The following is a 21518-nucleotide window of genomic DNA, read 5'->3' as shown; positions in this document are numbered from 1 at the left end:
GTAATCCATGCCGCCAGATCTTTTGCTGATCCTGTTGATCGTCACCGTGAGCGCCGCCCTGGCACATCTGCTCTGGGGGCGACGCTGGGTTCAGATACCGGTGTTCTGGCTGGCAGCGACCGGAGGCGCGCTCATTGCTCTGGCACTCGATGCGCGGCTGCCGCTGCGCCTGATCACGCCTGCCGGCGTCCCGGTGCTCGAAACCACGCTCGGCGCCTGGGTGATGCTGATCGTTGCCTCACGATTGCGCCTGTGATATAATCAGCGCCGCTCCGCGGCATCCGAATGGCTGTCGCGTCTGGAAAAAGGAGATGCGCTGTGGGAAGATGGATCGGCATCGGATTGACCCTTGTGCTGCTGATCATTGTCGGGTTCATTGTCGGCGCGTACCTGTCCCCTGATTTTCGCATCGCGTCACGCGACATTGCGATTGTCGTGCTGGCGGTATTTCAGATGATCTCGGCGCTGATTTCAATTGCGCTGCTGCTCGTGCTGGTCTATGCCGTGCGCACGCTGACCCGCGTCTCCCGAACATCGCTGATTCCCAAACTGGAAGAAGTGTCGGTCAAACTCGATCAGGTGCTGGAACAGGGGCGCGGCGTAGCGGCAAACCTGCGCGATACCACGAGGACCGTGAGCGGCACGACATCGTTCCTGGCGGATCGCGCGATTGCGCCAGTCATTCGTGTGTCTGGTCTTATGGCGGGGGTTCGCGCCGCCGCAGCGTATCTTGCCAGGCGCGACGACGAGCAGGCGTCCTAGCGCATCGGTGAGAGAATACCCACCTTCTGGTGGTACTGGCGCGCTATTGTCGTCCACTACGCTCCGTGGTATCATACGTCAATAGGCAGCCGAGTGTTGGAACGCGCGCGCCGGAAACTGGTCTGTGGATTGTGGTGCGGGTTGGACGAAGGCATGAGTGAGCAATCATTTTCGTATGGCGGTCAGGCCGTTCTTGAAGGCGTTATGATGCGCGGCTTACGCCAGGCAACGGTTGCCGTGCGCACCCCATCGGGGGAGATTGTCTTTCGCCACGAACCGCTGAATGTCGAGCGTCGCCGTATGTGGGAAACTCTGCCATTCCTGCGCGGCATTTTGATGCTGTGGGATACGCTGAGCCTCGGCATTCGAGCGCTCAATTTCTCCGCCAGCGCCGCCCTCGGCGAAGAAGAACAGCCTCAGTCAAAAGGCGCGATTGCGCTGACTCTGATAGTGTCGCTGGCATTCGCATTTGGGTTGTTTTTTGTGGCGCCGCTCCTGATTGCCAGCCTGATCGAGCGCCTGGGAGCAACACCGCTCATGCGCGACGCAGCGGAAGGGTTCATTCAACTCGCCATCTTTATCGGCTATCTGACGCTTATCGGGCGAATGCCGGATATTCAGCGCACATTCGGGTATCACGGCGCTGAGCACAAGACGATTAACGCCTATGAAGCCGGCGCGCCGTTGACTGTCGAATCGGTGCGTTCGTTTTCCCTGTTGCATCCCCGCTGCGGCACAAGTTTCCTGCTCGTCGTCGTTGTGTTGAGCATCCCGTTCTTCGCGCTCTTCAGCAGTCTGCCGCTCAGCGAACGGTTGCTCTCGCGCATCATTTTAGTGCCGGTCATCGCAGCAGTTTCCTATGAACTGTTGCGCCTGTCAGCAGCGAACTTCCATCGTGGCTGGGTGAGGCGTTTGATTGCGCCATCACTGGCGTTGCAGCGCCTGACCACCCGCGAACCCGATGATACAATGATAGCAGTGGCAATCGCCGCCTTGATACCGGCGCTTGCCGCCGATGGCGTTGTTCCTGCGGCGTTCGACGCATCGCTGGCGCACGGCGTGGCGCGACCGCCTGCTGATGCCGCGCTCGCATAAACCCTCGCATCGCGCGAGTGGAGGAAATCCATGCCGCTGGTCGGTAACATCCGCGATTTTGGTCTCTCGGACTTCCTGTACCTCGTTGACCGGGGCTATAAGACCGGGTGCCTGCACCTGAGCCGCGCCGATGAACTGGCGTCGCTCTATTTCGAGAAGGGGAAACTGATCACCGCAACCCGCAAGGACGATAACGTGCCAGTCACCGAGCTGCTCGTCCGCAAAGGGAAACTGACACCGGTGCAGGCAGCGCAGGCGGCGCAGGCGCACCAGAGTCAGAACGGCGTCAGCCTGTCGCAGGTGCTCGTGAACCTGGAATTGATCGGACGCGATGAATTACAGCGCATCCTGCAACAGCATATCGAGGAATCGGTGTATGCGCTGTTCGGTTGGAATGAGGGCGAATTTCGCTTTGAACAAGGGCAACGCCCGGAACCGACCGCGCCGATCATGCCAACCCCTCTGGCAGTTGAGCACCTGATTATGGAAGGTGTGCGACGTATCGATGAATGGGGACGGATCAAGGATCGTATTCCGAATACCGACCTGATCGTGCGATTTATCGAGCAACCCATCGAGCGCACCAAAGGGATCAACCTTGCTGCTGACGAGTGGCGCGTGTTTGCACGGATCAATGGCAAAGACACGCTGGCGGAGATTGCCCGAAAGACGGGAATGAGCGAATTCGATGTCTGCCGTATTGTCTATGGCTTCCTCACCGCCGGGTTGGTCGATGTGATTCGCAAGCCGGCGCCGGTGCCGATGCTGGCCACGGGTCGCCCCCTGGCAGAGGCGCCACGTGTCAAGAAAAGTCTGGTCACTCGCATTATCAACCGCATTCGTGGTATGTAACGGCGCAGTCAGCACGGAGGACCGGTGTGCAGACGGTAAAAATGGTTATCAGCGGCGCAGTCAACGCCGGAAAAACCGAGTTCATCAAGACGATCAGCGAAATCGAAGTGGTTTCGACCGAACGTCCCGCAACTGATGATACCCGGCTGATTAAGAAGGAAACGACAGTTGCTATGGACTTCGGGCGCATTGCCATCGGCGATGACCTGGTGCTGCACCTGTTCGGCACGCCAGGGCAGAAGCGATTCGATTTTATGTGGGAAATCCTCTCGGAGGGGATGCTGGGGCTGGTCATCCTTGTCGATAGTACGCGCCCCGAAACATTTCGCGAAACCAATCGCATCATTGATTTCTTTATGTCGTACCGTGAGACCCCCTACGTGGTGGCAGCCAATAAGCAGGATCGCCCCAACGCCTGGTCGCCGGAAGAGTTGCGCCTGGCGCTGCGCCTTCCTTCCCATATCAAAGTGTTGCCCTGCATGGCGACGGAGCGTGAGAGTGTCAAGAATGTGTTGCTCGAATTGCTCGATGTCATCATGCAGCGCAGCGAGGATTAACCGCCGCCTGCATGGTCTGCGCTTTCGGCGGATGGGTCGGAGGTCTCTGACCCACGCTTTTTTTCTGGTTTCGGCGGCGGGGCATTGATCCGATTCATCGCAACAACGATGCCTTCACGGAGCACCAACTCCAGCGCATCTGCCGCGCGCCGAGTGACCTCCGGCAACTGTGCCTCTTGCTCAGGGGTGAACCGCGCCAACACATAGTCCGCCAGGTTCCACGCGACCGGCGGACGATCAATGCCAATCCGCAATCGAGGAAAAACCTGCGACCCCAGAAGCGCGACGATTGACCGCATGCCGTTGTGTGTTCCGGCGCTGCCGCGCTCGCGCAGGCGAAGCACGCCGAACGGCAGATCAACATCGTCATACACCACCAGCAACTCAGTCGCCGGATCGATCTTGTACCACTGGCGCAACCCGACGACCGCCTGCCCGCTCAGGTTCATATACGTCTGCGGCAGCGCAAGCGCCACGCGCTGACCGGCAATTTCTCCTTCGGCAATCTCCGCTTTTGCGCGTTTATGTGTAAACCGGAGATGATGCCGCTGCGCCAGTTCCGTCACCACGCGAAACCCGATATTATGGCGCGTCCGGGCATACGTTTCGCCCGGATTGCCGAGACCGACAATCAGCCACACATGTTTGCTCCTGCAATCAGGACATCGGTTGTGGCGCTCATGATACACGCAGCAGGGAAGAGGTGATCATCCTCACAGGTATCGATTTTCCAGCAAGCATCATCCTGTATCGCGCGTTGTGCTTATCAGGAAGTCGAAACTCCCTGCTTCGTCATGCCCGGCATCAACGCGCTCCACCGGGGCGAAGAAGAGGCGGGAAGTGAGAACGCAGAGATGGCGGGATACGGCAAACACCCCTCGCCCTTGAACAACTGAGAGGAGGGAGGCGAGGGATGAGAATACAAAGGAGTCGGGATGGGATCAATTTGTCTCCACCCGCGCGAGTCTGTGTTCCGCTCTGCACCGTTCTCACGGCAACAACCCGCCTTGCTCGATCCCTGGCTGATCGCTCGCCTCAGATACGCGACTTCGCGCGATGGAGCCGCCATGTGCGCGCCAGGAGCGTTGCGCCGAGCAGCGCAAAGCCTGCCAGCGGAACTCCGGTGCTGGTTGCCGGCAACGGCGCTGTCCCCGCTGAACCGACGACGCTCCCAGCCGCGCCGGGTGTCGCCGTTGGCGCGACTGCCGCCGGTTGCCCCGCTTCGACTACCACCGTCGGCGGCTCGGTGGCCGGCACAGGCGTCAACGTGCTGGTCGGCATCGCGGTTGGCGCTTCAGTTGGCGTTGCGGTCGCCGTATCCGTCGGCAGAACCTGCGCCTGCGCCGCGTTGACCACTTCGACAGTGACGATATTCGAATAGAGCGGGATAGCGAGACCGGCAAAGGTCAATTCCGCCTGCGCCACGATACGTGTCCCGCCCGACACATTCGGCTTAATCTTCGTCTGGACGATCACCTCGAACCCCTGACCGGCAGGCAACTCGGCGACCCCCAGTGAAATGCGGTTGTCGGTGCGCGACGGATCACCGGGGGTGAATGCCCCTGGCGTATTGCGATCGATCGGACCGGAGGAAAGACCGGTGATCTCCAGATTTGCCGGAAACACACTGCGCAGCGCCAGATCGCGCAGTGAATTGGACGGATGCGTATTGCGCACAGCGATCACATACGTCACGGCATCACCGGGGAAGGCACTCCCCCAGTTGCTCGCCATGCGGAAGAAGATCGCGTCGGTGGCAGCAATCGTCGTCGGCGATGCCGTTGGCGTCGCAGTACGCGCGCCTCCAGTACCGGCGGAGCGAGTCGGACGCGGCTGTTGCGGCTGTTGCGGCGCTGGCGCAACCGGCGCCGGCGTCGGCGGCAGCACCAGGTCGATCACCGGCGGAGGAGGCGGCGCGCCTTCCGGGGGAGTGCCGCCTCCTCCGCCGCCATCGCCGCCGGAAGGCGGAGGCGCCGGTGGTTGTGGCGGGGTTGACGGCTGGGTTGGCGAAGGAGCAATTGGCGGTGTTGGGGTTGCTGGCGGCGACGTTGGCCGATTGGGGTCCGGCGACGGCGTCGGCGGAATGATGCCGCCCGGAATGCGCACAGATACCGAATCGGAGGCTGCCGTGAAACCGCGCGCGTCCTGCGCTGCCGCCTGGTTGGCGATAAGAGTTTCGGATTGAATGCCGGTGCGCACACGGACATTGATATTGATCGACACCGGTTGATTGACAACGGCAGTAACATTACACACAACGGTATTGCCGCTTACCTGGCACGACCCGTTTGAAACGCTCGTTCCGGTCACCTCCAGTTGCGCATTAATCGGATCGCGCACCTCAATCTGGATCGGAACCGATGAATTCGTGTCAACCACCAGCGAATAGGTGAATTCCTGTCCTGGCGAAGCAAACTGCACCGAGGCGGACTTCGAAAGGGTCAACGGCGGGACGCCGAGCACCGGCGTCGGGCTGGGACCAGGCGTGGAGGTAAACGTTGGCGTTCTGGTAGGCGAGAACGTCGGAATTGGCGTGATCGTCACCCCCGCATCGCTGGTCGGAGTCGGTGTATTGGTCGCCACCGGCGTCTGGTCGCCCGGTGTTGCGGTTGGCGTACTGGTCGGCGTCGGAGTGTTCACCGACGTTGGGCTGCTCGTGGGGCTTGGACCGGCTGTTGGGCTTGGTTCGGGGGTTTCGGTCACGCGCGCCTGCGGCTCAGCGGGCGCGTCGGTCGGCGCCTCGGACGGCACGTCGGTTGGCGTGTCGGTCGGCGCTTCCTGGACGCGCGGAGCGGCTGGCGCAAAAGCGGGATACACCCAGCGATAGACTTCTGCATAGAGCGGGAAGATGATCAGCGCCACACTCAACGCAATCAGCAGCACTTCATAGAATGTCCAGCGCGCGGGCACACGCCCGGAACGCGGTGAACGATGACGATCAGGGAGACGCTGCATGTGACGTTCCTCCTTCGTGATCCGGGCGCGGCGCTATTCGCCTGTCAGCGGCTGCGCTCCGACCAGATCACCAATGACAATCAGGCGCTGGATGTCCCAGTTGGTGCAGGTGATCAGGGTAATCGTCGGTGTTGGCGTTGGATCGAGCACATCGACATCTGTGGGCCAGACATCGCGCATATCACGAACGCGATATTGATAGCGCCATGTTCCGGCATCAACGAAAATATCCGCTCCGGGAGTCAAACGTCCCAGATCGCGAAAGACCGCGCCACGCAGACCGGCGTGACCCGCCAGCGCCAGGTTGCCGGGATCGCCGGGCAAACCGGTGCCGTGGAGATACCCTGCGGCATAATCAGCGACCTGCCAGGCGCCATCAACGATAAAGACTTCAACGACCGGCGTATCGAGACCAATCGCGGGAATGATCAGACGACGAGGCAACGGCGTCCCCTGCTCTTCCACGGCTTCGACCGGCGAGCGCGGCGCCAGAAATCCTTCAGCGGGGGACTGGCGCATATCCGGCGTTGTGAACGGAAGCGGCACATCCGCAGGAATAACACGTTCGACCGCTGCCGGCGGACGAACAACCACCATTGGTCGCGGAGCCGATTCAACTGGCGGCGCGTGCCGCGTCACCTGCTGCGCGTACCACCAGTCGCGCACCGGTCCGTCCACAACCCACCAGCCAAAGATGAGAAGCGCTGCAATGCCAAACAAACGTTCCGCGCGATGGAGCCAGTGATCAACCCATGTGCGCAGGCGGTATCCGCTCAGCGCTTGATGACGGTGCTCATCTAAGGAACGCAACACTGCTGGCTTTTGCCACAATCGGGCTGGCGGCAGCGGCGCGTTGATCAGCGTTTCAAGAAGGGTTTCGTCGTCTGATTGCGTTGTCACAGGCTGGCGCAATTGCCATGCTGAACATGGGCAGGTTATGACACACCTTGAATGATTATACGCGATGCATGGCAGTTGTGCAATAGGAATATGCGAATCTGCCCTATGCTATCGCTTTGCATATTCTTGAGGTGTAAAGTGATCCGTTAAGTTTCGCTGTGTCTGTAGCCGATATGTGTATAATATCTGGTCATGCAGTACAGAGCGCGCGCGATGCACGACGAACCCGCAGCATCCGGCGAGATACCGGCTGAACCGAATTATTGTAAAACAGAGCGCGAGCGATGCACGACGAACCCGCAGCATCCGGCGAGATACCGGCTGAACAGATCATTGCGCAAGCGTATGCGCTTCGAGCGGCGCGCGCTGAGGCTGCGCTGGCGCAACGCACAGCACAGGAACGCCGCTGGCGAATAATCTTTTTCTTCACACTGCTGGCGCTGATCGCCGCAGTATTCTTTGTTCCCGCGCCAACGTTGGAAAAGAAATTAATTCTTGTGCTGAGCGGGGTCTGTGCGCAGCAGCACAACCTGGTCGTCGGCGGCATTCAACTGCCCCTCTGCGCGCGCGACACAGGGATGTACCTCAGTCTGCTGACGACGCTGAGCGTGTTGACGCTCTACGGTCGGGGGAAGGCTGGCGGACTGCCACCCTGGCCTATGCTGGCAATACTGGTCGGGCTTGTACTCACTATGGCGGTCGATGGGATCAATTCGACGATCAACGAGATCGGGATGACACCCTGGTATGAGCCGCGCAACGACCTGCGCGCCGCAACGGGCATGGGCGCCGGCGTGGGGCTGGCGGTGACGCTGATGCTCCTCTTCAATCGCTCGCTGCGGCGCGACGTCGATGAAACGCTGCCGGTAGTGGGGCAGTGGCGCGAACTGGGGACGATCATCCTGATCGATGCTGTTCTTCTCGCCGCAATACTGCTTGATGTCGGGTTTCTGGCGTGGCCCCTGGCGCTGCTCGATGTTATCGGGGTGAGCGGGACGCTGTTCGTGACGGCATTGACCGCAACCGCAGTCGTTATGAACTATGATGGAACTATCACACGCCTGGCACACCTGGCGCGACCGGCGACCTTTGCATTGATCCTGACCGGCGCGTTCCTGGCAGGGATGGCGTGGCTTCGCACCGCGCTCATCGGCGGTTGAACTCCAGACGCACCTCATATCGGCGCGCCGTTTCGAACGCGCAGCGCGCGAGCACGCCAGCGTGCAAGGTCCGCCAGATGTCCGAACGACTCGAAGAGTCCGGCATCATGGACCAGGCGTGCCTGGCGCGCAACGATCTCCTCCGCCAGTTGTTCGAGGGCGTCTGGATCATCTGCGGCGTCCTTGTAGCGCGCCATGAATGCATAGAAGCCGCCGTGCGCCGGATTGCAGACACGCAGATCGTACCGCCGATTGACCGCCTGTTCGTGCAGTCGCTGCAACTCGTCTTCGGAAGGCGCCATCGTGTGAGACGCCTGTGGCAATGACTTCCGCCGGAACATGCTGCTCCTCCTGCACGTATGATGCGCAATGCGCCGACCCGGTTACACGCCAGACCTACTCCTGGCTGGAGGCTCACACGTGTCGATGGTTCCAAACCTGCATCATGCATCGTCCGTTTCATACCAATGACGATTGAAGACGCCGCATGCGTGTCATGCCGCGCGCCGCGACTTGTCATGCCGCGCGCCGCGAGGAATCTCAGCGGGTCGCGCACGACCCCGCGCGCGGCGCGGGGTGACCATGCCGGATGGTCACAGGGCATTGGTATGAGAGGGGTGAGGGGAGAGGCGTGAGGCGCGAGGGGCGTGAGGCGAGCGGTGAGAGGTGAGGGGTGATACCAATGACGATTGAAGACGCCGCATGCGTGTCATGCCGCGCGCCGCGACTTGTCATGCCGCGCGCCGCGAGGAATCTCAGCGGGTCGCGCACGACCCCGCGCGCGGCGCGGGGTGACCATGCCGGATGGTCACAGGGCATTGGTATCAGGCATCAGAATGTCCGGACGCCTTGCTTCGCTACGCTCAGCGCAAGTTCGCTCCACCGGGATGAAGAAGGGGGAAGGAGTGAGAAAAACGGTGTCCAGTGCGGCAAGCAACCCTCGCCCCTGAAAATGCCACCCCTGGAAGTCACAAGCCGAATGCGGGCAAGAGACCTGCGTCCCCAACCAAACCCTCGCCCTTTGGAGATCGGGAGGTGAGGAGGCAACGACGTCGAGACGCGATAATCACCCCTCGCCCCCAACAAACGTTCCCCTTGAGCAGACTCCACCCGCGCCCTTGACAACTCCCACAATCTCGGTATAATCCTTCATAGATTTTAGGATTTCCAAAATTATCTTTTTTGGAAAATAAAATCATTCGAGGAAGAGATGAAACACTTCGGGTTGCTGCTGCTGATGCTGGTACTGGTTGCGTGTGCATCGCCCGGTGCGCCCGACGGCAATCTGTCCGACCGTCCCATCCGCGTGGTGACAACCACGGGCATAGTTGGCGATCTGGTGCAAAACATCGGCGGCGAGCGCGTCAGCGTGATCAGCCTGATGGGTCCGGGGGTTGATCCACACGTGTACAAAGCGAGCGCCAGGGATGTGATCCGACTCCAGGATGCGGACATTATCTTCTATAACGGGCTGCACCTCGAAGCGGCAATGGGCGACGTGCTCGAACGCATGCAGGGTCGGGTCAGAACAGTCGCGGTGACGGCCGGCATCCCGCGCGAATCGCTGCTACCGTCGGACAAGTATGAAAACCTGTACGATCCGCATATCTGGTTCGATGTGACGCTGTGGAAGCGAGCGGCGGAGCATGTGCGCGACGCGCTGATCGATCTCGATCCTTCCAATGCATCGGTCTATCGCGCGAATGCTGACAATTATATTCGTCAACTCGATGCGTTGCACACCTACGCGCTGGAGCAGTCGGCGACCATTCCCGCCGGGCAACGGGTGCTGATCACTGCGCACGATGCCTTTCGCTACTTTGGTCGTGCCTACGGGTTCGAGGTTCGTGGATTGCAGGGCATCAGCACGGCAACCGAAGCAGGCGCTGCTGATGTACAGGCGCTGGCTGAATTTATTGCAACGCGCCACATTCCGGCAATCTTCGTCGAGACCTCCGTGCCACAACGCACCATCGAGGCGGTGCAGGCAGCAGTGCAGGAGCGAGGTTTTACGGTAGCGATTGGGGGCGAACTCTTCTCCGACGCCCTGGGGACACCCGGAACGTCGGAGGGAACCTACATCGGCATGGTGCGCCACAATATCGACACGATTGTACGCGCATTGCGTGGCGCCGCATGAGGTCAGCGGCGCAAGGCAAGAGACAAGCAGGGACGTCCCCCTGTAGGCGTTCAGAATGAGGAATCTCATATGACCAGCGAACAACTAGCCATTCAAGTGACCGATCTGACCGTCGCATACCGCGACAAACCGGTACTTTGGGATATTGATCTGACCGTGCCAGGTGGCGTGTTGATGGGGATCATCGGACCGAATGGCGCCGGGAAAACAACGTTACTCAAGACCATCCTGGGTCTCATCCGTCCGGCTGCCGGGCAGGTGTTGATCTACGGCAAACCATATGCCGAACAGCGCCGACTGGTAGCGTATGTGCCGCAGCGCAGCAGCGTCGATTGGGATTTTCCAGCCAGCGTGCTCGATGTGGTTATGATGGGGCGATATGGCGCGCTTGGATGGTTCCGCCGCCCAGGAAAACGCGAACACGAACTGGCACACGAGGCGCTGACCCGTGTCGGGATGCAGGAGTTTGCCCATCGCCAGATCAGCCAGCTATCCGGTGGGCAACAGCAGCGCGTCTTTCTGGCGCGCGCACTGGTGCAGGACGCACAGGTCTATTTCATGGACGAGCCGTTTCAGGGGGTTGATGCGACCACCGAGCGGGCAATCGTCGGATTGCTCCAGGATTTGCGCGCCGCCGGAAAAACCGTTGTCGTCGTACACCACGATCTGCAAACAGTCGCCGAGTACTTCGACTGGGTCGCGTTGCTCAATGTGCGGTTGGTCGCCAGCGGTCCGGTTGCAGAGGCGTTTACCGAAGCCGCGTTGCGCGCCGCATATGGCGGGCGAATTGCGTTTCTCGAAGGGCAGTTTCCTGGCGCAGTCGCCGGTGAGCAACGCGCCAGAATTGTCGTTTCACCTTGAGAAAACCGTCTGCTCAGTGACGAGTAATACCAATGACCGGTGACCATCCGGCATGGTCACCCCGCGCCGCGCGCGGGGTCGTGCGCGACCCGCTGAGATTCCTCGCGGCGCGCGGCATGACAAGTCGCGGCGCGCGGCATGACACGCATGCGGTATCTCCAATCGTCATTGGTATAATGAGTGATGAGTGCCAGGTAACGGGCAGTGACGAGTTTGGTTCCTGATTCTCAGTTCTCGATTCTCAGTTCTCGGTTCTCAGTTCTCTATGTTCAACGATTTGTTCTTCGACTACACTCTCCGCACCGTTGCGCTCGGATCGGCGCTGCTCGGCATCGTGAGCGGCATGATCGGCGCATTCGCCGTGCTGCGTCGGCAGAGTCTGCTTGGCGATGCCATGTCGCATGCGGCGCTGCCCGGCATCGTGCTGGCGTTCATCGTCACCGGCAGCAAAGAGCCAATGGCGCTGATGATCGGCGCAGCCTTCGCCTGCTGGATCGGCGCTATGGTCGTTATGTCGATTGTGCGCACAACGCGCCTCAAGAGCGATAGCGCCCTTGGCTTGATTCTGGCGACCTTTTTCGGCGCCGGTCTGCTGCTGCTGACGTGGGTGCAAAAATGGCCCACCGCAGCGCAGGCGGGTCTCGACAAATATCTCTTCGGTCAGGCAGCAACCCTGCTCGAACGCGATGTCGTCGCAATGGCGGTCATCGGTCTGCCGGCATTGCTGATCCTGGCGTTGTGCTGGAAAGAATGTGCGATCCTGGCGTTCGACCCGGATTTTGCCAGCAGCATTGGGTTGCCGGTGCGCATCCTTGATGTACTGTTGACATCGCTGCTGGTTGTGGCGATCATCATCGGGCTACAGACGGTTGGGGCAGTGCTGATGAGCGCAATGATCGTCGCTCCGGCGGCAGCAGCGCGTCAGTGGACAGATCGGCTTGGCGTGATGGTTGCGCTTTCCGGCATCTTCGGCGCCACTGCCGGTGTTGCCGGAGCGCTGTTGAGCAGCACTGCCGCCCGCCTTCCGACTGGACCGATGATCGTGGTATGTATCAGTGGGCTGACCCTCGTTTCACTCCTGCTGGCGCCGCAACGTGGTCTGGTGTGGGCATGGGTGCGGAATGCCCGACCGGTCGCACCGTCGTGACCCTATACTCACATCCGAACCATCTCAGAAGTGAGATTGCGACGAGCATCTGAACTCATGAGTCCGTTGACAGAAATCATTCTCATTGCAATGGTCACTGCGGTCGCCTGCGCTCTGCCCGGCGCCTTTCTGGTCTTGCGTCGGGTGGCGATGATCAGCGACGCCATCACGCACACAGTTCTGTTGGGCATTGTTCTGGCATTCTTTGTTGTGCGCGACACAACCTCGCCACTCCTTGTGATGGCTGCTGCAACCGCAGGTGTGGCGACGGTTGCCCTGATCGAACTTTTGAACCAAACGGGACGGGTACGCGAAGACGCCGCGATTGGGCTGGTTTTCCCGTTTCTGTTCAGTATTGCAGTCATTCTGATCGCACAGTATGCCGGGAATGTTCATCTCGATGTCGATGCCGTGTTGCTTGGCGAACTGGCGTTCGCGCCACTCGACCGATATACCCTGGGGGATATCGATCTGGGACCGCGGGCGCTCTGGTTGATGAGCGGCATTCTGGGCATGTCGCTGCTGTTGCTCATCCTGTTCTACAAAGAGCTGAAACTGGCGACCTTCGATGCGGCGCTGGCGGCAACGCTCGGATTCATGCCCACGGCGCTGCACTACGGGCTAATGAGCGTTGTATCACTGACGGCAGTGGGGGCATTCAACGCCGTCGGTTCGGTGCTGGTCGTCGCGTTGATGGTGGCGCCACCCGCCGCCGCCTATCTGCTTACTGATCGTCTGTCGCACATGCTGGCGTTGAGTGCCATCTTTGGCGCGCTGGCAGCAATCCTGGGATGTGCGGCTGCGTTTGTGCTCGACACATCGCTCGCCGGCGCCATGGCGGTCGTCAGCGGACTGATCTTTGGCGTGGCGTGGGTGTTTGCCCCCGAACGCGGTCTGGTCGCGCAGGCGTTGCGCCATGCCCGCCAGCGCCAGGAATTTGCGCAGGCGATGCTGCTGGTGCACCTGCTCCACCACGAAGCAACGCCACAAGCCAGGGTTGAATGTCATCCATCACATCTCAGCGAACATTTGCGCTGGAATGCGGCATTTACCACACAGATCCTGCATCGCGCGGAACAGCACGGTCTGCTGGAGCGACAGAGGGACCTGATCGTGCTGACGGAGAGCGGAAGGCGTCTCGCAGTGCAGACGCTTGGCGGGGAGGGATGATAGAGATGTTCAGCCTCAGAGGTGGGAAGGTTCGGCGAGAATGGCAAATGCGTCACACCTGCGCAATCGGCCACGGGATATCATGGCTTCGCGAACCGCCCCGATGCAGCAACACGTCTTCATCATCCATGCTGCGACTGCGGGAACATTCGAAGCCCAAAACGCCTCGAGAATGCGCGTGACCATCGCCGCCTGTCGCGCCACCGGTTCGCCAGCATCGGTGTAGAACTCAACGAGCCTCGTGAAATACAGAAATCCGTCAGGGAATTCTTTCTTATGCCGCACATCGGCTTTATTATTCGCCAAAATGTCGATCTCATATCCTGAGCCATGAACAGTCACCCCTCGGATCGATCCACCAACCCACTGAGCAACCAGGTTGGCGAGTTGGGGGCAACTCAGATCGCTGTCTACATATATCTTGCACGACAATTCCACGTTCGATCACCCGAATCTCCAGGCTTAGGCTTTCTGATTGTGTTATTCGTTTGGTAGCGGTACCCAGGGACCTCGATCAAACGGTCCGCCCTCACGAATCACCGAGATATCAACTGGATACCCAAATCGCTCTTCCAGCGCGTGCAGCATGGTATGCTCTTTCGCACTGCCCGGATTGGGTGTTCCGAATCGCTCTCGTATAAGCTGATTGAACCGTTCGGGCGATACACGAATCGCGATATCAATATCCGAGTCAGGTCGTGCTGTGCCCGCCGTACGACTCCCTTGCACCCGAATATCCGACCCAAGGTGTCCTGCACCATTGCGCACTGCGGACGCAAATGACCGAAACTGTTCAGGAGTCATGCCTTGCGGGACGCGCAGCGGCGCCCCCGCCCCCGGTCCATCGGCATCCGCCACACGCGGCGCGCCGCCATTCCCCGGTCCCCCGCCCGCCGGTCTGCGCGCCGCCGGGCGCGGCGCCCCTGCCCCTGGTCCGTTGGCATCCGCTACGCGCGGCGCGCCGCTGCTGTGTTACGGCTCACTCGCCAGACGATGCCATCATCGCTTCTAATTCGTCAGGATGGCTGAAGAGGCGCTGATAGCGATCACTAAAATACCAGACATCATATGCCGCCCCTAATTCCTCGCGCACCCGTCGCCAGAGTTCAAGACCAGCGTCCTCGAACGCTCGTTGCTCCTCGTCGGTAGGGAAGCCCGACGCTGCCGGATCATCCTTATTCAAGGTCGCATCGTACCGTGCGGACCATTCCATCAGGCGAGCGATGGTTTCCGCGCTCAAAGGCAGAGCCGAGGGATCGATATTTCCAACCAGATCCGGCTCTCCCCACCAGAGCGGGTATGCGGCATAATCAGCCATAAGACGTATGCGCTTTGCCATTCGATAATCTCCACTGCGCTAGAACGTTACAGGGTACGCCGTAATGTGTAACATTCCCCGCAGCGCGCCATCATCAACGCGTGAACGAGAAGAGCGCCAGACCGATCAAACCAAGCCAGAATGCCACCTCGTACAGGATAGCAATGGCGCGCTGCACCCTGGTCGATGGAGTGTCGAACGCCATAACGCGAGCAAGCGACATCACCAGACCGCTGATGCCGGCCAAACCGATCAGCAACAACCGCCACGGACCGGCAGCCAGAACGAGCGCACCAATCATTGCGACGAACGCGACAATTGCGGCAATTGCGAATATTCTCTTCATCGACATCGTTGCTGCACCATCATTCGGCTCTCATACGCAGCCTCACGTACAAGAGACCAGACACCGTCAGGAGGACGACGCCGATGCTGAACAGTACGACCAGCATCCCTGTTGTCATCCACGCAATGACGTATTCCATGGTCAGGAGGACGACGCCGATGCTGAACAGTACGACCACATCACCCGTGCCGACCGTCGAGGCAGCAGGCGCGCCGATGACCGGCGCTCCGACGCTCGGAAGGTTGGGAAGCTGAATATCAGGCGCTGTCACATCCGGCGCTGTCACATCCGGCGCATGCACCAGCGGCGATTGAGAACCCGGTCCCTGAATACCCGGCGTCTGCCTCGACGCACCCCCGGTCAGCACCTGCGTGATGGACCTCCCCAGATCGCTGTCGCGCATCTTGAATCCCAATCCGACGGCTGCCAGCAGCGTTATGATGCACAGAGCCATCAACGCAATGAACGTTCTTGTTTCGGCGCTGCCTTCATAGCGCCGGTGTCGCGCATTCTGTCGTGCGTTCATATGTTTCACCTTCTATGCGCTGCCCTACCGAGCGCATCACCCCCGCTTCACCCCGGGAATACGTGCCGTTAAGCAACCCTGTATCAGACGATCCGCCCTGCTACCAGCCGAACACGCACGGATGGCGCCACGCGGTAAAGAGGGCGTAGAACGCGATCAGCAGCAGCAACGCAATCCCCAGCCCGCGCCAGAGGGCGCTGCGCGGGATCTGTTTGCGAAACTCCCACCACCCGACGCCCAGAGGGAAAATCACCAGAAGTAGCAGGTCGCCCCAGACAGCCATAGCCTGGAGAGGGAATGATGCGTCGTTGCATAGAGGACTCGCTTCCCCCAGACGCAGCAAAACACGGACCAATGCGCCGAATATTGAGAGTGCCAGAATGCCAACGACCATACCCGCTGTCGTTACTTCCTTGCCAGGGTTCATCAGGTCCTCCTGTTTCTATGACGACGTACAGCAGGAATAATGGAAACGCTGCCAGCATCAACCCCGTCCTGGACGCTATCAGCCCTCCTCCTTGCGCTACGACCGCCTACCGTCGCTCGACCGCAACGTCCCGCGCCTACCTTCCCGCGCAGCGCTATCGCAACAGGCAACTGAGATTGTGCCATGTCCAGTGGAGCGCCAGGCAGACGACCGGAACGATCAGCCCCCGACGAAAGCTGCGCCACTGCTGTGCATCTCGCCAGAAACAGACAGGAGGAAGGGATACTGCGATTGGCAGGAGCACAAGCGCCGCGATATCTCTGAAAAGCGCCTCCCAATTAACCCCGCTGGCGCCGCAAAGATGCAGCTGGCGCTCATACGCCCACCCCCAAAGATTGTAGGTTACAACCGCGAAGATACTGAACACGATCAGGCGTTCAAGCGGTTCTGCCCGCGACTGATATGTTTGCCCCATCTTGTCCTCCTATGACACTCTGTCTTCAATTGACCCTAGGGCGCCTTGGGCAACGGCAACCACGGAAAATTTCGCTCCAGCCATTTATGAAAGTCTTCTTTGCTCGACTTTATCCATTCGGTAGACGAAAAACGGGAGGCAGGGTACGCTTGGCTAGAACCCAACTACCACGAAGGGGCCAGCCATGCGCAACCTGCCACGAGCGATTATACCGGTCCTCCGCAAGTTCGAGTTGCTGTTTAGCGAGCGTGTATGGGAATGGGCGAAGATACTGCTCATCGGCGCCATCCTAGCCCCCGGCAAGCGCACGGTCACTTCGGCGCTGCGGGTGATGGGGCTGAGCGACGATGCGCAATTCCAGAACTACCATCGCGTCCTCAACCGCGCCGTCTGGTCGCCCTACGCCGCCAGCCGCATCCTGCTGCGCCTGCTCGTCGACGCCTTCGTTCCGTCCGATACGGCTATCGTGCTCGGCCTCGACGACCATATCGAGCGCCGGCGCGGGGCCAAGATCAAGGCCAAGGGGATCTACCGCGACCCTGTCCGCTCGTCGCGCTCGTTCTTCGTCAAGACCAGCGGCCTGCGCTGGTTGTGTCTGATGCTGCTCGCCCCCATCCCTTGGGCCCAGCGTGTTTGGGCCTTGCCCTTTCTGACCGTCCTGGCGCCCTCCGAGCGCTACCATCAGGAGCTCGGCAAGCGCCACAAACAGCTCACCGACTGGGCGCGTCAGATCATCTTCCAAGTCCGTCAGTGGCTGCCCGAGCGCGTGCTGGTCGTTGTGGCCGACAGCAGCTACGCCGCGCTCGAACTGCTTGCCGCCTGCCAGGGCTTGCCCAACCCCGTTACCGTGGTCACGCGCTTGCGCTTGGATGCGGCCTTGTACGACACGGCGTACGTGCACCCAGCAGGGCGACCCGGTCGGCCGCGCAAGAAAGGCGCACGGCAGCCGACCCTGGAGCAGCGGCTCAGCGACCCGACCACAGACTGGCAGCACACGAGCGTGCGTTGGTATGGCGGAACGACGCGAACGGTGCGGCTGGCATCGGCAACGGCGGTCTGGTATCACAGTGGCTTGCCGCCGGTGAGCATTCGCTGGGTGCTCATTACCGACCCCGATGGGAAGTTTGAGGCCCAGGCGCTGCTGAGCACGAACCCGGCGGCTACCCCCAAGGAGATTGTGGAGTGGTTCGTGATGCGCTGGCAGGTGGAGGTCACGTTCGAGGAAGCGCGAGCACACTTGGGCATCGAGACCCAGCGCCAGTGGTCGGACCTGGCGATCCTGCGTACGACACCGGTGCTGTTGGGGTTGTTCTCGCTCGTGACGCTGTTCGCCCATCACCTACTCCAAGCAGGCGAGTTGCCCGTGAGGCAGGCGGCCTGGTACACCAAGGCGCTGCCGACCTTCAGCGACACACTGGCCTTCGTCCGCAAGCAGCTCTGGCCGGTCACCATTTCTTGGATGTCGCCTGCGGAAGCCGACATGGTCAAAATCCCGAAGTCGTTACTTGTTCGCCTGACTGATGCGCTCGCCTATGCTGCGTGAGCGGCACAGATGGATAAAGTCGAGCTTTGTAGCGACCGTATATTCCCTTCAAAATAGGATAGATTAGAAAGGTCACCAGATATGCCGCCGGATTTCCCTTTGCGAACGTCTCGACGAGTGTAATGATGAGCATAATCAGGAATCCTTCGACATACGAGCCTTTGACAAATTCCTCGAGTGCACGCGAGCACAGAGCCAGTGGCAAACCGTATTTCTTTAACCACGCTCCAACCGCTTCACGGTCGTGCAGCCATTTCCAAAAATTCGAAATCACACCCCTCACCCACGGTGCGATCCGCTGGCTCCACAGCGCTGCAATACGCGCAGGAATGCTGCTGAAAAACGCTGCAACCGCCGGGAACCGCAGCGCCAATCCTATCGGAATCAGCACCGCGCTGGCAGCACCGAACCCCAGCAACACGATCTGCCAGGCATCGACCCTACCGGTCGCCACCACGTAGATTGCGCCTGCAATTGCGCCAACCGCCAGCGCAACAGCAGCAATAGCCGCCAGGACCACCCCCGAGGCGACCGTAATCACCCCTGCTGCCACCAGCCCAAGGAATGCTACGACCGCTACGGCTGCGCCGGCCAGACCAAGGATGGCGCCCTGCACCCAGCCTGTCAGACTGTTCCAGAAGTCCAGCAACGGATTGCCGGATCCCTGTTGCGCAGGCGCCTGCTGGACCGGTTGATACGCGGATTGTTGCGGTTGAACCGGAGCCGATATACGCGGCGGCTGGACGACAATCCGAGGAATGCCAACGGCGGGGGCAGTGATCGGCGAGATGCCAGGACCCTGCACGTCAGGACCATCGATAGCGACATTCCCGATATTCAGCGATTGTTCGGAGGCAAACCGGGTCAACGTTCCAACTGCGGCTGCGCCCAGATCACTGCCGCGTGCGTTGAACCCCAGTCCGATGGCAGCCAGCAGCGCGATGCATACGGCGATCAATGCGATGATCTCCACTGCTTCCGCGCCGCCTTCGTGCCGCCAGATACGCCGGTTCAGTCGTGCGTTCATACTCCTCCCTCCTGAATATACGCAGTTGAACGGTCAACCTTCCTGCGTTCAACGTTCACTATGCAACGCCCTGATCGGCGCCCACACAACACCCGGACGCCGCAGGTCGCCTTCAAACCTCACATCGCTCACGTGCAACGTGCAACGTTCGCCTATCCGCCTGAGAAGACGTTGCAGTGCAACACCCGGCAAAAACGTTGCGATGCAACGTGTCTGCTGTTCTCGCCTCGTGCCTCGTCCGCTGGATGATCCACGAAGGGCGCGAAGCGGCACGAAGGACTGTTTCCCTGGATTGTTTGATGTTCGTGCGTTCAATCTTCGCACCTTCAACCTTCATACCTGTGGAATTCACCACAGAGCCACAGAGGGAACCGCCTTCGACCTGCGCACCGTCTTGCATGCGAACGTGCAACGGGCAACGTGCCAGCGTTCTACCCCCAAGACTATTGGGAGTGGGCGTCGCTGTGGGCGCTCACAGGAGGCGCCCCTGCGTTGTCATCCCGCACTTGAGCCTTTCCAAAGGCATAGCACCGCCACGCCCCTACGTGCAACCTTGCCGCGTTCAACGTTCAACGTTGGCAGGTGTAACGCCTCCCGCCTCTTGCCCCTCGCCCCTCGCCCCTCGCCTCTTGCCTCTCGCCTCCCGCCTCTTGCCCCTCGCCCCTCGCCTCTTGCCTCCCGCCTCTCGCCTCCCGCCTCTTGCCCCTCGCCCCTCGCCTCTCGCCTCCCGCCCCTCGCCTCCCACCTCTTGCCCCTCGCCCCTCGCCCCTCGCCCCTCGCCCCTCGCCCCTCGCCTCTTGCCTCTCGCCTCCCGCCTCTTGCCCCTCGCCCCTCGCCCCTCGCCTCTTGCCTCTCGCCTCCCGCCTCTTGCCCCTCGCCCCTCGCCCCTCGCCTCTTGCCTCTCGCCTCCCGCCTCTTGCCCCTCGCCCCTCGCCTCTCGCCTCCCACCTCTCGCCTCCCGCCTCTTGCCCCTCGCCCCTCGCCTCTCGCCTCCCGCCTCTCGCCTCCCGCCTCTTGCCCCTCGCCCCTCGCCTCTTGCCTCTTGCCCCTCGCCCCTCGCCCCTCGCCTCTTGCCTCTCGCCTCCCGCCTCTCGCCTCCCACCTCTTGCCCCTCGCCCCTCGCCTCTTGCCCCTCGCCCCTCGCCTCCCGCCTGAGAGAACGTTGCAGTGCAACCGCTCTGCTGTTTTCCGCCTCAGACTTCAATCCGCGCGACGCGCTGGATCAGGAAGTAGACGGCAACCTGCACCACAGCGAACACTCCCAGCAACACCCACCCGATAACCGTCTGGAACAACGCTTCACCGAGCGGCGTGTCGCGGATCATCAACAGGAAAAAAATCGGCAACACCATCACGACAAGCGCCGAGAAACGCGCTTCGGACGTGAGCGAGTCAATTTCACGCTCCAGGCGTTGCCGCTCGTTCAGGGTATTTGCCATGCCATTGAGCACGCGCACGAGATTGCCGCCCGCCTGATGCTGAACGACAATCGCATTGATCAGCACATCGAGGTCGCGGCTGCACACACGCCGCCGCATGTCGTGCAGCGCCAGCGGCAGATTGTCTCCCAGCAGCAGTTCGTGGTGGGTCTGCCGGAATTCGCTGCGCGCCGGCTCGGGCACACGCTCGGACACCTCGCCGATTGCCTGCTGGATCGACATGCCAGCCCGCAGGGCATTTGCCAGCAGTTGTGTCACCTCAACCAACTGTTTGTTGAATGCCCGCACGTAAGCGTTCTGTCGCAGGAAGAAGAAGATGCGCGGCACAATGAAATATGCGGCCGCGCCCACCAATGCGGCGCCAAAGACCGGCAGATCGAGCATCATCCAGCAGATGATGACAACGATAAAACTCACGCCCACCCGAATCGCGTAGTAGTCCGACGGTTTCCACGGAACGGCGGCGCGGCGCAATTGTTCACGAAGATGCTGCACCTGAGGTGATCGATCATAGCGATCCGCCCAGCGCACCAGAAAACTCTGCCGTCGCAGCGGATCGCTCAGCACCTCTGGATCGGCGCCCAGGTCTTCGGCTCGCGCAATCAATTGCTCACGCGCCTGAAGCGCCCGCACCAGATGGTAGCCGCTCACGAGAAGCATAAAGATACACAGACCAAACAGCACAGCGGGTTCCACACCGGACGGATTCATGCCAGCCTCCTTGGCGCTCCTGGCGATGGAGCGAGCATACGACGAGTGCGGCGGCGGTAGAGGATGAAACCGCCGCCGCCTGCCGCAACGAGCGCCAACAGAAGCGG

Annotated in this window: 24 protein-coding genes; 12 read left to right on the top strand and 12 right to left on the bottom strand. The window is 60.8% G+C overall.

All coding sequences use genetic code 11. The annotated features are described in order from the left end of the window. Positions 1 to 7 precede the first annotated feature (7 nt). The 5 genes from RCAS_RS08900 (at position 8) to RCAS_RS08880 (ending at position 3266) form a co-directional block, all read left to right on the top strand. The gene (locus RCAS_RS08900; protein WP_012120252.1) at positions 8 to 256 is read left to right on the top strand and encodes a hypothetical protein; all 249 of its coding nucleotides are present in this window, start codon (positions 8 to 10) and stop codon (positions 254 to 256) included. 62 nt (positions 257 to 318) lie between these two features. Further along, positions 319 to 762, top strand: a complete 444-nt coding sequence (locus tag RCAS_RS08895) for a hypothetical protein (RefSeq protein ID WP_012120251.1) — start codon at positions 319 to 321, stop codon at positions 760 to 762. Between the two features lie 153 nt (positions 763 to 915). Beyond that, a complete protein-coding gene (locus RCAS_RS08890) occupies positions 916 to 1857 on the top strand; it encodes a DUF1385 domain-containing protein (protein ID WP_012120250.1) in 942 nt (313 codons plus the stop codon). A gap of 30 nt (positions 1858 to 1887) precedes the next feature. Beyond that, a complete protein-coding gene (locus RCAS_RS08885; protein WP_012120249.1) occupies positions 1888 to 2709 on the top strand; it encodes a DUF4388 domain-containing protein in 822 nt (273 codons plus the stop codon). Positions 2710 to 2735: 26 nt separating this feature from the next. Beyond that, positions 2736 to 3266: a GTP-binding protein gene (locus RCAS_RS08880; RefSeq protein WP_012120248.1), complete on the top strand. Its 531-nt coding sequence runs from the start codon at positions 2736 to 2738 to the stop codon at positions 3264 to 3266. Here the strand turns inward: RCAS_RS08880 and pth are convergent. From pth to RCAS_RS08865, 3 genes are all read right to left on the bottom strand, one after another. Beyond that, complete coding sequence (pth, locus tag RCAS_RS08875; RefSeq protein WP_012120247.1) at positions 3263 to 3907, bottom strand: aminoacyl-tRNA hydrolase; 645 nt, start codon at positions 3905 to 3907, stop codon at positions 3263 to 3265. The two genes, RCAS_RS08880 and pth, sit on opposite strands and share 4 nt — an antisense overlap. 394 nt (positions 3908 to 4301) lie before the next feature. Next, positions 4302 to 6221, bottom strand: coding sequence for a hypothetical protein (locus tag RCAS_RS08870; protein ID WP_012120246.1), 1920 nt, complete (start codon positions 6219 to 6221; stop codon positions 4302 to 4304). Between the two features lie 33 nt (positions 6222 to 6254). Further along, positions 6255 to 7121, bottom strand: a complete 867-nt coding sequence (locus RCAS_RS08865; RefSeq protein WP_012120245.1) for a sortase — start codon at positions 7119 to 7121, stop codon at positions 6255 to 6257. A gap of 284 nt (positions 7122 to 7405) precedes the next feature. On the opposite strand from RCAS_RS08865, the gene RCAS_RS08860 reads away from it, so the two are divergent. Then, positions 7406 to 8281, top strand: a complete 876-nt coding sequence (locus RCAS_RS08860; protein WP_012120244.1) for a DUF2085 domain-containing protein — start codon at positions 7406 to 7408, stop codon at positions 8279 to 8281. Positions 8282 to 8295: 14 nt separating this feature from the next. On the opposite strand, the gene RCAS_RS08855 is transcribed toward RCAS_RS08860, so the two are convergent. Beyond that, the gene (locus RCAS_RS08855) at positions 8296 to 8622 is read right to left on the bottom strand and encodes a hypothetical protein (protein ID WP_012120243.1); all 327 of its coding nucleotides are present in this window, start codon (positions 8620 to 8622) and stop codon (positions 8296 to 8298) included. An 869-nt stretch (positions 8623 to 9491) separates the two neighbouring features. Here RCAS_RS08855 and RCAS_RS08850 point away from each other — a divergent pair. The 4 genes from RCAS_RS08850 to RCAS_RS08830 all read left to right on the top strand — a co-directional run bounded on the left by RCAS_RS08850 (position 9492) and on the right by RCAS_RS08830 (position 13599). After that, positions 9492 to 10421: a metal ABC transporter solute-binding protein, Zn/Mn family gene (locus tag RCAS_RS08850; RefSeq protein ID WP_012120242.1), complete on the top strand. Its 930-nt coding sequence runs from the start codon at positions 9492 to 9494 to the stop codon at positions 10419 to 10421. A gap of 69 nt (positions 10422 to 10490) precedes the next feature. Next, positions 10491 to 11282 carry a metal ABC transporter ATP-binding protein gene (locus RCAS_RS08845; RefSeq protein ID WP_012120241.1) on the top strand — a complete coding sequence of 264 codons (792 nt, stop codon included), beginning with the start codon at positions 10491 to 10493 and terminating at the stop codon, positions 11280 to 11282. 265 nt (positions 11283 to 11547) lie between these two features. Beyond that, positions 11548 to 12429, top strand: coding sequence for a metal ABC transporter permease (locus tag RCAS_RS08835; protein ID WP_012120240.1), 882 nt, complete (start codon positions 11548 to 11550; stop codon positions 12427 to 12429). 57 nt (positions 12430 to 12486) lie between these two features. Further along, positions 12487 to 13599 carry an iron chelate uptake ABC transporter family permease subunit gene (locus RCAS_RS08830; RefSeq protein WP_012120239.1) on the top strand — a complete coding sequence of 371 codons (1113 nt, stop codon included), beginning with the start codon at positions 12487 to 12489 and terminating at the stop codon, positions 13597 to 13599. 480 nt (positions 13600 to 14079) lie between these two features. On the opposite strand, the gene RCAS_RS26490 is transcribed toward RCAS_RS08830, so the two are convergent. After that, the gene (locus tag RCAS_RS26490) at positions 14080 to 14403 is read right to left on the bottom strand and encodes a nucleotidyltransferase family protein (protein ID WP_408638387.1); all 324 of its coding nucleotides are present in this window, start codon (positions 14401 to 14403) and stop codon (positions 14080 to 14082) included. Here RCAS_RS26490 and RCAS_RS25585 point away from each other — a divergent pair. Further along, positions 14402 to 14611, top strand: a complete 210-nt coding sequence (locus RCAS_RS25585; RefSeq protein ID WP_198136063.1) for a hypothetical protein — start codon at positions 14402 to 14404, stop codon at positions 14609 to 14611. The two genes, RCAS_RS26490 and RCAS_RS25585, sit on opposite strands and share 2 nt — an antisense overlap. On the opposite strand, the gene RCAS_RS08815 is transcribed toward RCAS_RS25585, so the two are convergent. The 5 genes from RCAS_RS08815 to RCAS_RS08795 form a co-directional block, all read right to left on the bottom strand. After that, on the bottom strand, positions 14579 to 14938 hold the full coding sequence (locus tag RCAS_RS08815; protein ID WP_012120236.1) for a hypothetical protein: 360 nt from the start codon (positions 14936 to 14938) through the stop codon (positions 14579 to 14581). The genes RCAS_RS25585 and RCAS_RS08815 overlap by 33 nt on opposite strands. Positions 14939 to 15011: 73 nt before the next feature. Then, entirely contained in the window at positions 15012 to 15263 is a 252-nt protein-coding gene (locus RCAS_RS08810) for a hypothetical protein (RefSeq protein ID WP_157042593.1), read from the bottom strand. Positions 15264 to 15282: 19 nt separating this feature from the next. Continuing rightward, positions 15283 to 15789: a hypothetical protein gene (locus tag RCAS_RS08805; protein WP_012120234.1), complete on the bottom strand. Its 507-nt coding sequence runs from the start codon at positions 15787 to 15789 to the stop codon at positions 15283 to 15285. 100 nt (positions 15790 to 15889) lie between these two features. After that, positions 15890 to 16216, bottom strand: a complete 327-nt coding sequence (locus RCAS_RS08800) for a hypothetical protein (RefSeq protein WP_012120233.1) — start codon at positions 16214 to 16216, stop codon at positions 15890 to 15892. Positions 16217 to 16370: 154 nt separating this feature from the next. Next, on the bottom strand, positions 16371 to 16691 hold the full coding sequence (locus RCAS_RS08795; RefSeq protein WP_012120232.1) for a hypothetical protein: 321 nt from the start codon (positions 16689 to 16691) through the stop codon (positions 16371 to 16373). Between the two features lie 184 nt (positions 16692 to 16875). Here RCAS_RS08795 and RCAS_RS08790 point away from each other — a divergent pair, with 184 nt between their 5' ends. Continuing rightward, positions 16876 to 18234, top strand: coding sequence for an IS701 family transposase (locus RCAS_RS08790; RefSeq protein ID WP_011997732.1), 1359 nt, complete (start codon positions 16876 to 16878; stop codon positions 18232 to 18234). On the opposite strand, the gene RCAS_RS08785 is transcribed toward RCAS_RS08790, so the two are convergent. Further along, on the bottom strand, positions 18176 to 19261 hold the full coding sequence (locus RCAS_RS08785) for a hypothetical protein (protein WP_012120231.1): 1086 nt from the start codon (positions 19259 to 19261) through the stop codon (positions 18176 to 18178). The genes RCAS_RS08790 and RCAS_RS08785 overlap by 59 nt on opposite strands. Positions 19262 to 20454: 1193 nt before the next feature. Continuing rightward, positions 20455 to 21411: a type II secretion system F family protein gene (locus RCAS_RS08775; RefSeq protein WP_012120230.1), complete on the bottom strand. Its 957-nt coding sequence runs from the start codon at positions 21409 to 21411 to the stop codon at positions 20455 to 20457. Between the last annotated feature and the right edge of the window lie 107 nt (positions 21412 to 21518).

This window comes from Roseiflexus castenholzii DSM 13941 (assembly GCF_000017805.1).
Taxonomy (GTDB): Bacteria; Chloroflexota; Chloroflexia; order Chloroflexales; family Roseiflexaceae; genus Roseiflexus; species Roseiflexus castenholzii.
This window is presented reverse-complemented; position numbering and strand designations above follow the sequence as displayed.

Coding starts and splice junctions, on each gene's coding strand:
- RCAS_RS08775 (WP_012120230.1), bottom strand. CDS start 21,411: ATGAATCCGTCCGGTGTGGAACCCGCTGTGCTGTTTGGTCTGTGTATC.
- RCAS_RS08830 (WP_012120239.1), top strand. CDS start 12,487: ATGAGTCCGTTGACAGAAATCATTCTCATTGCAATGGTCACTGCGGTC.
- RCAS_RS08810 (WP_157042593.1), bottom strand. CDS start 15,263: ATGAAGAGAATATTCGCAATTGCCGCAATTGTCGCGTTCGTCGCAATG.
- RCAS_RS25585 (WP_198136063.1), top strand. CDS start 14,402: ATGCCTTGCGGGACGCGCAGCGGCGCCCCCGCCCCCGGTCCATCGGCA.
- RCAS_RS08885 (WP_012120249.1), top strand. CDS start 1,888: ATGCCGCTGGTCGGTAACATCCGCGATTTTGGTCTCTCGGACTTCCTG.
- RCAS_RS08785 (WP_012120231.1), bottom strand. CDS start 19,261: ATGAACGCACGACTGAACCGGCGTATCTGGCGGCACGAAGGCGGCGCG.
- RCAS_RS08860 (WP_012120244.1), top strand. CDS start 7,406: ATGCACGACGAACCCGCAGCATCCGGCGAGATACCGGCTGAACAGATC.
- RCAS_RS08805 (WP_012120234.1), bottom strand. CDS start 15,789: ATGAACGCACGACAGAATGCGCGACACCGGCGCTATGAAGGCAGCGCC.
- RCAS_RS08790 (WP_011997732.1), top strand. CDS start 16,876: ATGCGCAACCTGCCACGAGCGATTATACCGGTCCTCCGCAAGTTCGAG.
- RCAS_RS08890 (WP_012120250.1), top strand. CDS start 916: ATGAGTGAGCAATCATTTTCGTATGGCGGTCAGGCCGTTCTTGAAGGC.
- RCAS_RS08850 (WP_012120242.1), top strand. CDS start 9,492: ATGAAACACTTCGGGTTGCTGCTGCTGATGCTGGTACTGGTTGCGTGT.
- RCAS_RS08855 (WP_012120243.1), bottom strand. CDS start 8,622: ATGTTCCGGCGGAAGTCATTGCCACAGGCGTCTCACACGATGGCGCCT.
- RCAS_RS26490 (WP_408638387.1), bottom strand. CDS start 14,403: ATGACTCCTGAACAGTTTCGGTCATTTGCGTCCGCAGTGCGCAATGGT.
- RCAS_RS08870 (WP_012120246.1), bottom strand. CDS start 6,221: ATGCAGCGTCTCCCTGATCGTCATCGTTCACCGCGTTCCGGGCGTGTG.
- RCAS_RS08845 (WP_012120241.1), top strand. CDS start 10,491: ATGACCAGCGAACAACTAGCCATTCAAGTGACCGATCTGACCGTCGCA.
- RCAS_RS08815 (WP_012120236.1), bottom strand. CDS start 14,938: ATGGCAAAGCGCATACGTCTTATGGCTGATTATGCCGCATACCCGCTC.
- RCAS_RS08800 (WP_012120233.1), bottom strand. CDS start 16,216: ATGAACCCTGGCAAGGAAGTAACGACAGCGGGTATGGTCGTTGGCATT.
- RCAS_RS08835 (WP_012120240.1), top strand. CDS start 11,548: ATGTTCAACGATTTGTTCTTCGACTACACTCTCCGCACCGTTGCGCTC.
- RCAS_RS08795 (WP_012120232.1), bottom strand. CDS start 16,691: ATGGGGCAAACATATCAGTCGCGGGCAGAACCGCTTGAACGCCTGATC.
- RCAS_RS08900 (WP_012120252.1), top strand. CDS start 8: ATGCCGCCAGATCTTTTGCTGATCCTGTTGATCGTCACCGTGAGCGCC.